The following is an 11,812-nucleotide window of genomic DNA, read 5'->3' as shown; positions in this document are numbered from 1 at the left end:
CGGTGATCACGAGTGAGTAGTGGGTATACCTGACGACCCCGGCGAGCTCAGCGAGCATGATCTCGTTGAGGACCGGGTTGATGTCAGTGGTGTCGATCAGTGTGTCAACCATGAAGTTTGATGTCGCTTTCGACGCAGTTCGGGGCGTTCGGATGGATTCGGATGGATTCGGATGGATTCGGACTAACCGTCAGGTGCTGACGAGAATGCGTTCGCTCGTGAAGGGGGCGATACCGATGAAGCTCTCGCCCACTCGGACCATGAGCGTTCCGTCGGGTGATATGGATGTGACGCTGACTGCCTCACCCGGCTGGATCGCCGACGCTTCGAGAAACTCGAGGAGGCCAGGGTCGAATTCGAGTTCTTCGGTGATGCGACGGACGACCACAACCTGACCGACTTCGGTTTCAGACAGTGGTTGCAGAACGGCAAGTTCGTACGCCGATCCGGGGATCGGGTTTCCGTGCGGGCAGGTCGTCGGATGGCCAAGCAGCTCGTCCATTGAGCGTTCGACGGACGCGCTCATCACGTGCTCCCACTTCCCTGCTTCGTGATGCGCTTCTGCCCAGGACAGGTGCAAAACGTCGGTGAGGAAACGCTCAGCGAGGCGGTGTCGGCGCACTGTGCGCTCGCCGAGCCGCTCTCCCTCCGGTGTCAGTCGGATCCCACCGTCCGTAGCGACGAGCCCTCCGCCTTGGAGCCGCTTGATCATCTCGCTGACCGCCGCGCGACTGACATTGAGTCGCTCGGCGATACGAACCTGAGCGATTTCAAGATTGTCTTCACCAAGTTCGAAGATGCACTCCCAGTACTCCTCGAATGCGGGGTGGAACTCGCCGGGCGTTGCCATCACTCGAACGATAGCGAGAAGATCCTCGGTTTGTAAGGCTTACCTAACTTCTTCCGTCAATAGGGTTTATGTACGGCTCGGCAACGATTTCACCCCGCAACAACTGCAGGCCGTGTCATCCGCTTGTCCAGGATGCCATCGAGCGCCGAGTCGGAGCCGCCCATACCATCAGCAGCGATCACACAAAGGACAGCATCGCCCTGGACACCTGGACAGGAAGCTCTAGGCTTGACACTGTTGTGATTGATGAAGAAATTGACTACGCCGCACGGCATCGCCGCCGTCGCCGTCAACGGATCGGCGCCGCCATGGTCGCTGCAGGGTTCGCAGCAGCCACAATCATCCCCTCGCTCTCAGCGATTTTCTAAGCCAGCGTCCCGTCCCGATCAAGTCAGCTGGTATCGACGGCAACGTTCCCAGTCAGGGCGCTGGAGCGAATGCGATGTCGGGCTCGTCGTCGCCAGACGGCGTGGCCAAGCCCGGATAGAAGACGTCGAAGTCGCCAAGCATCTCATCAAGCGGGAGATCGTCGTAGCTGCCCCGCTCGGCCACGTACTCCATGTGCCGACGGCCGGTTTGATCGAACGGATGCATCAGGGCATCGTCGGTGCCATCGAAGTCGAGCACCTTCACACCAAATCGGTCGCACAGTTCCATGTTGAATGCCGAGCTGACCTTGAACCACCGGTCACCGAGCAGCAGTTCGCTGTATCCGTGCCAATAGAACACGTCGGTGCCCATTCGCTCCGAGAGCTTCTCGGTCGTCAGGTGATTGCGAACGTCAGCAAATCCCAGCCGGGCGGGGATACCAGCACGCCGAGCGGCAGCGGTGAGTAACACTGCTTTAGGTACGCACCAGTTCGACGAGGTCCCGGCAATCGAGCTCGCGCGATAGTCATCGCTTGCTCGGCTGATGTTGTAGGGGTCGTAACGAATGCCGTCGCGAACGGCTCGGAACAGCACGACAGCCACAGCCGTGGGGTCACTTGCAGAAACGCCATCGAGTGCACGATCGACGAATCCGCCCACTTCGGCGCTGTCTGAGTCAATGAACCAAGTAGCTGCAGTGAGCGAATCATTCGTCATTTCAGTCGCCAAGCAGGTCTTCGAGGCCGAGCTCCTCGATCACTCGACCACAACGGCGACTCATCGTGTCGACAAGTGCGAATTGCCGCGGGTCATCGAGGTCCATGCCGCGTGCCGCGACGATCGGGTACACGAGGCAGAACAGCGCAGCAACTCGGTAGTTCTCCCAGAGGCCAGCGGTCTCGCCTTCAGAGACCCCGGCGGCATGCAGGCCAGCAACGTAGCGATCAAACAGCGCACGCTCGTTGGCCGCTGCCACGTCGGGGAGCAGGCTCTGCGTGACGAAGTAGGCGAGGTCATATGCGCCGGTGCCCAGCCCAGTCAGTTGGAAGTCGAGGAGGACGATGCGGCCATCGGCGTCAAAGAAAATGTTGTCAGCCCGATAGTCGCCGTGGACCACCGTGGTCGGAGCGGTCGACAACGCCGTCAGCATGGCCGGCAGCGCTGCCGCCCAGCGCGGTGCCACACGGCTAATCACGGGGCCGACGTCCATCGCTGCGCTGACCTTCTCCCACCCCTCGGCGAAGACAACCGGGAGTACCGCCGTGTAGATCGGATCAGCAAGGCTGACCGCTGCACCCGTCTGAACGAACCTGTCGGCATCGCCCCAGAATTTCCCATGCCACCCGGCAAGTTCGTCGACGGCTTGCTCGGCGTCGGCGATCTCCATGCCCACCACCTGGTCGATGATGCGGTGACCACCCATATCTTCCATCAGGAGGAAGTACGACGAACCATCCTCAGACGATTGGCCGCCAAACCCGGCGGGGACGTTGATCGGTGATCGATTGACCAACTCGTCGAAGAACTTCACCTCACGTGAGTACATCTGGAGCATCGTGCACGTGAACACAGCTGCTGCATCCGTCGCCGCGAGCTTCAGGATCAGCGTGTCGGGAACGTCGTCACCCGACAAGGTCAGGCGGTACACCGCACTGCTGACACCGATACCGACGCCAATCACTTCGCTTGAGAGCGCCGTGACCGCAAGGCCCGTCACTTCAGTAAGCCACTCGGCAGTGACGTCTTCAATCGTTGCGGGGATCGTTGGCATGGGTTCACCTTCAGTCAAAAACTGATGATGACACAACATCCACGGTTGATGTGTCAGCGGACATGTCTCGCCGGTCGGCGTGACGTGTCAGTCCGGTATGCCGGACACCAGGTCGATACGCAACATCTCGATCGCTGGTTCGAAACCGAGTCGGCGATACAGCCGGTTCGTCGATGGATTCGAGGCCGGCGCGCTGAGAATGGCCTCGTCGACCTTCTGGCGTCCGAGCTGCTGAGCCGATACTGCTGCTATCAGCGCGGCCGCGTGGCCACGCTTGCGGAACTCGGGCTGTGTATACACCTGCCCGATTCGCACCACGCCGAACCGGACGGCGGAAATGATCAGTTGTGAAACGACCTCGCCCTTCACACGCCACTCGATCAAACGACTTTCGTTCACGGCGCGCTCCATCTCTGCACGAGCGTTATCAACCGATCGCTCACGCCCAGTGTCGCTTCCGAAGCCAACACTCCATTCGGCAGCATGATCGATGCGTTCGCGCTCGGTGACGAACGCCTTGCCCTTTCGCCGCTTTGACGGTTCCGCCAAGGTGCCCAGCCGATACATCCGATTCAGTTCGAGGCCGATGACCGTTCCATTCGATCGCGTCATCCAGCGACCTGCGACCGTTGCCGCGGCGCCGGCTGGGCCGTCGACACTGAACGGAGCGTCGATCGGCAACACATCGCCGATCAGATCGACGGCGCCGGCAACCAGGTCAGTCACGGTGCACATCGGACCAGCACGGAACGCAGCACCCACTGTTGTGCCAGCATCGGAGACGCGCCACAACTCGAAGTCGACAGCTGGCGACAGTGCCGCAGCCACCATGTTGCTGCCGACCGGGTCAGATCGGAAAAGGTCACCACACTTTTCGAGTGCGGCGTGCGTGTCGGTAATCATCTCAATGTCGGCCACGCACCAGCGTCGCACACCGTCACCTGCCTGGTGTCATGCGATACTGCAGACCGCATGGCAGAACCCGATGACCACCGATTCGCAGCCGACATCGCAACCCAGGCTGGCGAGCTTCTGCTTGCCGTCAGAGCGGAGTTCGCAGCCACGGGTCGCGACCCTCGGGAACTGAAAGACGAAGGCGATCGCCGAAGCCACATTCTGCTCATGGGGCTGCTGGCCGCCGGCCGACCCGACGATGCCGTCCTGTCGGAAGAGGGCGCTGACGACACCGCCCGACTCACCGCCGAACGCGTCTGGATCATCGACCCGGTCGACGGCACACGCGAGTTCAGCGAGCCGCCACGCTCTGACTGGGCAGTGCATGTCGCACTCGTCGAGCAGCACACACCGACGGTCGGTGCAGTCGCACTCCCCGGCCTCGCCACCACCTTCCACACCGGACAACCCCCAACGCTGCCGCCCGCCAACGATGGGCCACTGCGCATTGTGTGCAGCCGCACTCGGCCGGGCGCCGCCGCGGATGTCCTCGTCCAAACACTCGGTGGCGAACTGGTACGGATGGGATCAGCCGGCGCGAAGTCGATGGCGATCGTCCGAGGCGAGGCCGACATCTATGCACATACCGGCGGCCAATACGAGTGGGACTCATGCGCCCCTGCAGCCGTTGCCGTTGCAGCGGGCCTCCACGCGTCACGACTCGACGGATCGCCACTCCGCTACAACGCGACAAACCCCTACCTACCTGACCTCTTGATCTGCCGGCCGGAACTCGCCGAACGGGCCATCGCTGCGCTGCGCGGCGTCTGAACGATCAGACCAATCGACCGACCGACCGTCCAGCCGAGCGAACAGTGCGGTCCGGCAGCGTGACGTCCAAGAGTTCGAAGTCGCTGCTCCACTGACTCCACGTCCATTCGGCCCCCGCCGGAAACGTCACTGCGTCACGCGGCCCGAACTGCTCGTTTCGTGTCTCGACGGTCAAGGTGGCACTGCCGGACAGGACCACGTTCATGGCGAACTCTCCGTCGTGGGTGAGGGCCGTTCCCGTGCGTTCCATTGAGTCCGACGCCGTGAGTACACGGGCACCTGCGAGCCCGTTGGTCGCAGCACCGATACCGGTGTCGCGTTCGGCGAAACCGCCGCAAACCGACGACACCGTTTTGGCACCAGCGGCGATGTGGCGGACGAACTGCTGGCCACCGAAGTCACGATCACGATCGATCGTCGAGGTTGGCAGAGTAACGGTGTGTTCAGCGACCGTGTCGTGTTCGGCGGGGCAACCGATCTCGATCACTTCGAGGCCCGGCGAACTGCGCAGCACACGATGGCGAATTTCCGGCGGCTGAAGCACGCAGTCACCCGCCTCCATTCGGAACGGTTCGCCCTGGTCTTCATAGACGACCTCGACCCAGCCGGCGGCGACGAAGATCATCTGGAAACGGATGCGATGGAAGTGGACATAGTCGGCGACCTCTCCCCCGTCGGCAATCAGGATGTGCGAAGCAATGAATCGACCGCCCCAACGATCGGGCAGCAGGTCGCGGTATCCCATGCCCGCGCGGCCGACACCAAACTCACCGTCGGTAGTTTCCGGTGCCTTCACGATCGTGAGCGACGGTTCGTTGTCCGGCACAACGACGTCGAGCGATGCGGAAGCAATCTCGACGATCGTGCCGTTCGGTGCAGTCAACTGCTTGACGGGGCTCCCCGCTGGAACGTGGGCTCGCCGCACCAAAACATGACCAGCGACGTCGACGTCGCCACGGCGCAGGCGCACACGGCCAGCACCAGCAACATCGAAGAGCACGATCTCGCGTGGATCGTCAGCAGGCGAAATCGTTGCGATTCGGAAGCCGATCTCGTCGATGAAGAAGTGTGTCATCGCGTTGAGGTCGGTACACACCAGCACGGCTTCAACCGACGCGGCATGAGGGGTGGTCGTCACACTGCCCGGTCTACCAGCACGGGTCCGGCCCGTCGCAACAATCCGCCACTTTCTACGATCATTCAATGACCCATGTGTTCGTCCACGGCAACCCTGAAGTCGACGCGATCTGGGGACCACTCGTCGCAGCGTTGACAGCCCGCGGAATCGCCGACATCGTGCTGCTCTCACCACCCGGATTCGGATCGCCCGCGCCAGACGGGTGGGACGCTTCGATGGAGAGCTACGCCAACTGGCTGATCACCGAAGTCGAAAAGCTCGAAGCGCCAGTCCACCTGGTCGGCCATGACTGGGGCGCTGGCCACGTCTTGGGCCTCCTCGCCCGACGCCCCGACCTCGTCGCCACATGGGCCACCGACATCGTCGGCCTCATTCATCCCGACTACACGTGGCATGACGCTGCGCAGGCCTGGCAGACCCCTGACGTCGGCGAGCAGGTCATCGACGCGATGGTCTCGATGACAATCGACGAGCGCACAGCCGCATTCGCTGGCCTCGGGCTTCCTGACGACATCCTCGGTAAGGTCGCCGCTGGCCTCAACGCCGAGATGGGCCGTTGCATCCTGGGGCTGTATCGAGACGCCACACAACCGGCCGCGGCACAGCTCGGGGAACGACTCGTTAACGTCGATCTTCCCCGTGGGCTCGGCATCATTGCCACCGCAGACAGCTACGTCCCAGCCGAACTGTGCACTGCGGCCACCTCGACATTGGGCGCAGGGGAGCTCCGTCTCGAGGGGCTTGGGCACTGGTGGATGGTTGAAGACCCTGATCAGGCCGCCGTCGGCCTGATCAATTTCTGGCAGGAATCAACCTGACGACCGAGTACATCTAGCCTTGTGCGGTGCAGCACGGGCGCCGACAACTGCTGGTCGCCTGTGCGATCTTCACCGCGTTCACCCTCGCTGCGTGCCGTGGGCCCACAGCGACTGCAACCCCGGCCTCGACACCAGCCTCAACCAGCCTTGGGCCGGCCCTGATGCCGACTTCGACGGCAGTGTCCACATCGAGCATTTCACCGTCGACTGCGCCAGCCACCACGACCAGCACCACGACCAGCACCACGACCAGCAGCATGCCGACGGTAGCGACATTGCCCGACCCGGCGATGCCAATCACCAACGCCGCCTTCGACGTCTTGGCTCGCAACAACGCAGCCGCGTCGATGACCGTGATGCGCGACAGTGCCGTCATCGTCAACCGGGCGTCGGGGAACTCGATCAACGGCAACCCGGCCACGCCGGACTCCCCGATGGTTGTTGCAAGCGTCAGCAAGCTGGTCACGGCCTTCGCCGTCGCACGGCTCGACCAGCATGGCCTCCTCGATGTCAACGCCACGATGCCGTGGATGCTGATGGGCCTCGCACCGAACGAGCAATGGAGCAACGTCACCATTCGCGAACTGCTCGACCACACCTCGGGCATGCCCGTCGCTCGCCAATTGTGGTTCGTTGGGGATGGCGATTGCCGCAGCTTTCTCCCGTCGCTCCTCTCTTCCCCGCCTGCGAGCCACCGGGGTGTGTGGCGATACTCGAACGGCAACTACTGCGCGCTCGGCCTGCTCGTCGAGTTCATTACCGGCCAGCCGCTCGACACTGCAATCCAACAACTCGTGTTCGATCCGCTGGGCATCGACGGCCTCCACCTGTCGACCGGCGGCCTCCTTCCCACCGACGTACCTCATCCCGACGACCTCGGGCGACTCTCACGGCTCGGCGGAGCAGGCACCTTTGTCGTCTCGACCGAAGATCTCGCAGCAATGGTCGCAGCGACCACCTTCGACGACGTCGACACGCTCCGACCACCCGGCGTGTTCACCGATCAGTACGGGTGGGGCCACACCGGCACGGTGTCCGGAGCAATCAGTTGCATCTGGGTGTTCGAACTCGGACGCACTGTCGTCGCAGCAACGATCGCCGGCGACTCACCGGCCGAGGGCGGCACTATCTGCGACATCGTCGTACCGGCAATCGCCGACGATCTCGGTATCGGACAGGGACTCCCGATCCGCACCCCGTGACCCCGGCACCCCGGGGAATGCGGTGATTGGATCAGATATTCCAGCGTTGCTTGGCAGCCGTGATCGTCGGAAGACCGATCTCGCCCGCCGACGCGAGCTCGGGCCGATACATCTCGCCGATCAATGCCGACAGCGTGGCGCCAGTCGAATATGCCAGTGCTTCGAGGTCGTATCCGCCCTCGAGCGCGACGAGCGTGCGCCCGGCCGGCACCAGTGCCTGAAGCCGAACGGCGAGGTCGGCAAAGTCGGCTGACGTCAGTTCGAGCCCTGCAAGCGGATCGGCTCGGTGTCCGTCGAACCCAGCCGAGATGAACAGCCAGTCCGGTGCGAAACGAGCGATCACTGGAGCAATGACCTCATCGACTGCACGTCGAAAGACGTCGCCGCGTGTGCCGCTCGGGAACGGCAGGTTGAGGTTCGACATCGGCGCATTCGGCCCACCGGTTTCGTCGGCCCGCCCCGTGCCGGGATAGAGCGGCGACTCGTGCGTCGACACGTACAGCACACGGGGGTCGTCGTAGAAGATGTCCTGTGTGCCGTTGCCATGATGGACGTCCCAGTCGACGATCGCGACGCGCTCGCCGCGCTGGGCCACGAGCGCGGCGGCGACAGCGACATTGTTGAACAGACAAAAGCCCATCGCCTGGTCGGCACCTGCATGGTGGCCTGGCGGGCGACTCGCAGCGAAGGCGACATCGCACTCGCCGGCGCGTAGCGCATCAACGCCATCAAGCACAGCGCCAACAGCACGGCTTGCAGTGGTCCACGAGCCCGGCGCCATGTACGTGTCACCGTCGATCATCCCGCCGCCACGCTCGGCGATGCCCTTGATCAGTGCGACATGTTCGACCGTGTGGGCCGCGCCGATCTCGGCAGCAGTTGCCAGACGCGGCACTCGGAACTCGACAGCGTCGAGTAATCCGGCTTCGGCGATACCTGCCAACGCCGCATCAAGACGTGCAGGGCACTCGGGATGCCCCGCTGGAGCGCTGTGCATATCGAGCTCGGCTGAGGTGAAAACAGCGATTGGCACAGCCACATGAACACTGTAGGGAATTGCTCTCCTCCCCACACAGGTGTGCGTGGGAGGTGCCATGCTGGTCTCGTGAGCGACGCCGACACCCCAGCTGACGTCGCCACGTCGAAGTGGGCGACATCAGTCGTGCTCAGCAGCGGCGACACGGCGTACATCAGGCCGCTGACGACTCATGACAAGGCCGCTTTGGCAGACTTTCATCAACGCCAATCACCTGAGAGCGTCTACCGCCGCTACTTCTCACCCAAGCCCGAACTGAACGCCCGCGAGCTTGAGCACTTCACCGACATCGACATGGTCAACCGTGTCGCCCTGGCAGTCGAGTCGCAGAACCAGTTCGTTGCCTGGGCGAGCTACGAACGCTGGCCCGGACGCAACGAAGCCGAGGCCGCATTCATGGTCGACGACAAGTTCAACGGACGAGGCATTGCCACGCTGCTGCTTGAACACCTCGCCGCCATCGCCCAATCCAACGGGATCGAGCGGTTCACGGCCGAAGTTCTTGGCGACAACCGCGGCATGCTCGCCGTGTTCTCGAAAGCCGGCTGGCCGTTGCAACGCCGATTCGACTCCGGCGTGGTCGACCTCGATTGGGACTTAGCCAACACCGACGAGTTCCTCGACAGCGTCGAACGTCGCGAGCAGCGCGCCGACTCGCGTGCCGTCGCCCGCTTGCTGCTTCCGAAGGCGATCGCTGTGATCGGCGCGTCTCACCGGCCGAACAGCGTCGGGGAGGCACTCTGGAACCACGTCATCGACAGCGTCAACGTCCCCGCCTACCCGGTCAACCCGCACCACACCGAACTCTCTAACCGGCGCTGCTACAGCTCGGTCGACGAACTTCCCAACGACGTATCGCTCGCGATTGTCGCAGTTCCTCCGTCGCAACTCGAAGCCACGATCGACGGATGCATCGCCAAACTGATGCGCGGCGCCATCGTCATCACTGATATCGACGGCTCCGGGATCGACATCGACGCACTCGTGCTCCGCGCCCGACGCAACGGTTTACGGATCATCGGCCCGGCGAGCATGGGCGCAGCATCCCCCCACCTCGACACCAAACTCCAAGCAGCCCTGGTCAATGTCACGCTGCCCGCCGGCCATGTCGCTATCTCATTGCAATCCGGTTCGCTCGGCGGCTCCGTGCTGCGCCACGCCGACGACGTCGGCATGGGCGTCTCCTGGTTCGTGTCCCTCGGCGACAAGAGCGACATCTCGGGCAACGACCTCCTCCAGTTCTGGGAAGACGACGACAACACCCGAGTCATCGCGATGTACACCGAGTCGTTCGGTAACCCGCGCAAATTCGCTCGAATCGCCCGAAGGGTGTCACTGACCCGGCCGATCGTCGCAGTCCGCACCGGAGCAGCAGCCGACGGCACCCTCGGAGGCGCACTGTTCCAGCATGCCGGATTGATCGAGGTGCCGACCGTGCACAGCCTGATCGACACCGCACGCGTGCTGGCCACGCAGCCGGTCCTCCGCGGCCCTGACATCACGATCATCACCAACTCTCGGAGCCCCGCAACACTCGCTGCGGCGGCGCTCGCGACCGCGGGGTTGCGTGGAACCGTTCATCGACTCGCTGTCGAAGCAACCGACGACGAGTTCGCCACAGCAATGACGATGGCACTCGCCTCCGACGACGTCGACGGCCTGATGGTCATCCACGCTCCGGCGGTTGCTTCCGATGTCGATTCCGCGACCGCCGACGCCATCTCTCGATATGCAGTCAGCGACACCAAGCCGGTACTGGCCGTCCTCCTCGGCGGCGCCGATGGGCCGGTTCAGCCTGGTTCCGACGTCCCCGCGTTTGCGTTCCCCGAACAAGCAGCCGCCGTGCTCGGGCGCTCCCATGCCTACGGCCGCTGGCTCGCTGCAGAAGCGCTGACTGAAGATGATGCCGTTGCCGACATCGACCCGGAATCGGCCCGCCAGCTGATCGAAGGAGCAGTGGCCACCGCGAGCGAGCAGGCCCCGGGCGCCGAGGCCGAGTTGTCTGCCGAGCAGGCCGGCCTGCTGCTGGCGACATACGGCATCACGATGCCTCGTGCACTATTGGCCACTGCCGACACGGCAATCGCTGTCGCCAACACCATTGGCTATCCAGTTGCGATCAAAGCAGCCAAGCGCGCCGTTGGCCGGTCGGTCAAGGCAGGAATCGCACTCGACTTGACCGAAGACGACGACGTCGCACAATCGATCGAGCAGATGAGACAGTCGCTTGGCGACGGCGCCACGCCCTTCACCGTCCAGGAGATGAGCGCCCCCGGGTTCGACGTCCGGATTCGCTGCGAGCACGACGACCGGCTCGGCGTGATCGTGTCAGTCGGGCTTGGCGGGGTCCATGCTGTTGTCATCGACGATCGAACGATGCGAGTCGCCCCCGTCTCGCGCTCGGCCGCCACAGCGATGCTCGCTGAGACGAAGGTTGCAGCCGCACTCGAGACAGCCGGGATCGACGCCGATCGGCTGGTCGAAACGATCTGTCTCGCAGCGCTGCTCGCATCGGATCATCCGTCGGTGTCGCTCCTCGACCTCAACCCCGTCATCGTCAGCTCCAATTCGGCGATGGTCACTGACACCCACGTGCGCCTCGTTCCGCACGATCACGGATCGACCCCGATCCGCAAGCTCGACTAAATCCTGCACCTCTTCCCTGCGCCTGCGAGCCACCTTGGGTGTCGAAGGTCCACGCTTCGCTCAGTCGACAATGCAAAAATCGAAGTCGTGAGTCTCGGAATCATCATCCCGATCGTGCTGCTCTTCGTCCTTCTCGGCGGTGGCCTGACCTGGTACAAGCAAACGATGCAGAACATGGCACCAGGCAGCACGCCGCGCCAGGTCAACGGCGCTCGTCTGACCAGCGAGCGGCTGCGGGAGCTTCCGACACCGCCGTG

General features: G+C 63.3%; 12 protein-coding genes. 5 read left to right on the top strand and 7 right to left on the bottom strand.

Features of this window, described 5'->3' with window-relative positions; translation table 11 throughout:
* Positions 1–190: 190 nt before the first annotated feature.
* The gene (locus ACH2EI_RS18590) at positions 191–850 is read right to left on the bottom strand and encodes a metal-dependent transcriptional regulator (protein ID WP_395161099.1); all 660 of its coding nucleotides are present in this window, start codon (positions 848–850) and stop codon (positions 191–193) included.
* 239 nt (positions 851–1,089) lie between these two features.
* On the opposite strand from ACH2EI_RS18590, the gene ACH2EI_RS18585 reads away from it, so the two are divergent.
* A complete protein-coding gene (locus ACH2EI_RS18585) occupies positions 1,090–1,218 on the top strand; it encodes a hypothetical protein (RefSeq protein WP_395156360.1) in 129 nt (42 codons plus the stop codon).
* Between the two features lie 52 nt (positions 1,219–1,270).
* Here the strand turns inward: ACH2EI_RS18585 and ACH2EI_RS18580 are convergent, their stop codons facing one another.
* The 3 genes from ACH2EI_RS18580 to ACH2EI_RS18570 form a co-directional block, all read right to left on the bottom strand.
* Positions 1,271–1,936, bottom strand: coding sequence for a transglutaminase-like domain-containing protein (locus ACH2EI_RS18580; RefSeq protein ID WP_395156359.1), 666 nt, complete (start codon positions 1,934–1,936; stop codon positions 1,271–1,273).
* Between the two features lies 1 nt (position 1,937).
* The gene (locus ACH2EI_RS18575) at positions 1,938–2,990 is read right to left on the bottom strand and encodes a phosphotransferase family protein (RefSeq protein ID WP_395156357.1); all 1,053 of its coding nucleotides are present in this window, start codon (positions 2,988–2,990) and stop codon (positions 1,938–1,940) included.
* Positions 2,991–3,077: 87 nt separating this feature from the next.
* On the bottom strand, positions 3,078–3,908 hold the full coding sequence (locus tag ACH2EI_RS18570) for a GNAT family N-acetyltransferase (protein ID WP_395156356.1): 831 nt from the start codon (positions 3,906–3,908) through the stop codon (positions 3,078–3,080).
* Between the two features lie 54 nt (positions 3,909–3,962).
* Between ACH2EI_RS18570 and ACH2EI_RS18565 the strand changes: the two genes are divergently transcribed.
* A complete protein-coding gene (locus tag ACH2EI_RS18565; protein ID WP_395156354.1) occupies positions 3,963–4,715 on the top strand; it encodes a 3'(2'),5'-bisphosphate nucleotidase CysQ in 753 nt (250 codons plus the stop codon).
* A 4-nt stretch (positions 4,716–4,719) separates the two neighbouring features.
* On the opposite strand, the gene ACH2EI_RS18560 is transcribed toward ACH2EI_RS18565, so the two are convergent.
* Entirely contained in the window at positions 4,720–5,853 is a 1,134-nt protein-coding gene (locus ACH2EI_RS18560) for a cupin (protein ID WP_395156352.1), read from the bottom strand.
* Between the two features lie 65 nt (positions 5,854–5,918).
* Between ACH2EI_RS18560 and ACH2EI_RS18555 the strand changes: the two genes are divergently transcribed.
* Positions 5,919–6,671 (top strand): alpha/beta fold hydrolase, encoded by a 753-nt coding sequence (locus ACH2EI_RS18555; protein ID WP_395156350.1) that lies wholly within the window; start codon positions 5,919–5,921, stop codon positions 6,669–6,671.
* Between the two features lie 13 nt (positions 6,672–6,684).
* Here ACH2EI_RS18555 and ACH2EI_RS18550 read toward each other — a convergent pair whose 3' ends face one another.
* Positions 6,685–7,047 (bottom strand): hypothetical protein, encoded by a 363-nt coding sequence (locus ACH2EI_RS18550; RefSeq protein WP_395156348.1) that lies wholly within the window; start codon positions 7,045–7,047, stop codon positions 6,685–6,687.
* On the opposite strand from ACH2EI_RS18550, the gene ACH2EI_RS18545 reads away from it, so the two are divergent.
* Complete coding sequence (locus ACH2EI_RS18545; protein WP_395156346.1) at positions 7,028–7,873, top strand: serine hydrolase domain-containing protein; 846 nt, start codon at positions 7,028–7,030, stop codon at positions 7,871–7,873. The two genes, ACH2EI_RS18550 and ACH2EI_RS18545, sit on opposite strands and share 20 nt — an antisense overlap.
* Positions 7,874–7,904: 31 nt before the next feature.
* On the opposite strand, the gene ACH2EI_RS18540 is transcribed toward ACH2EI_RS18545, so the two are convergent.
* On the bottom strand, positions 7,905–8,912 hold the full coding sequence (locus ACH2EI_RS18540) for a histone deacetylase family protein (protein WP_395156344.1): 1,008 nt from the start codon (positions 8,910–8,912) through the stop codon (positions 7,905–7,907).
* A 66-nt stretch (positions 8,913–8,978) separates the two neighbouring features.
* Between ACH2EI_RS18540 and ACH2EI_RS18535 the strand changes: the two genes are divergently transcribed.
* Positions 8,979–11,555 carry a GNAT family N-acetyltransferase gene (locus ACH2EI_RS18535; RefSeq protein WP_395161097.1) on the top strand — a complete coding sequence of 859 codons (2,577 nt, stop codon included), beginning with the start codon at positions 8,979–8,981 and terminating at the stop codon, positions 11,553–11,555.
* Positions 11,556–11,812: the final 257 nt, after the last annotated feature.

This window comes from Ilumatobacter sp. (assembly GCF_041688325.1).
GTDB lineage: Bacteria > Actinomycetota > Acidimicrobiia > Acidimicrobiales > Ilumatobacteraceae > Ilumatobacter_A.
The sequence above is the reverse complement of the archived record's forward strand: the minus strand, read 5'-3'. Positions and strand labels throughout refer to the sequence as shown.

Coding starts and splice junctions, on each gene's coding strand:
- ACH2EI_RS18590 (WP_395161099.1), bottom strand. CDS start 850: ATGGCAACGCCCGGCGAGTTCCACCCCGCATTCGAGGAGTACTGGGAG.
- ACH2EI_RS18580 (WP_395156359.1), bottom strand. CDS start 1,936: ATGACGAATGATTCGCTCACTGCAGCTACTTGGTTCATTGACTCAGAC.
- ACH2EI_RS18575 (WP_395156357.1), bottom strand. CDS start 2,990: ATGCCAACGATCCCCGCAACGATTGAAGACGTCACTGCCGAGTGGCTT.
- ACH2EI_RS18565 (WP_395156354.1), top strand. CDS start 3,963: ATGGCAGAACCCGATGACCACCGATTCGCAGCCGACATCGCAACCCAG.
- ACH2EI_RS18555 (WP_395156350.1), top strand. CDS start 5,919: ATGACCCATGTGTTCGTCCACGGCAACCCTGAAGTCGACGCGATCTGG.
- ACH2EI_RS18545 (WP_395156346.1), top strand. CDS start 7,028: ATGCGCGACAGTGCCGTCATCGTCAACCGGGCGTCGGGGAACTCGATC.
- ACH2EI_RS18550 (WP_395156348.1), bottom strand. CDS start 7,047: ATGACGGCACTGTCGCGCATCACGGTCATCGACGCGGCTGCGTTGTTG.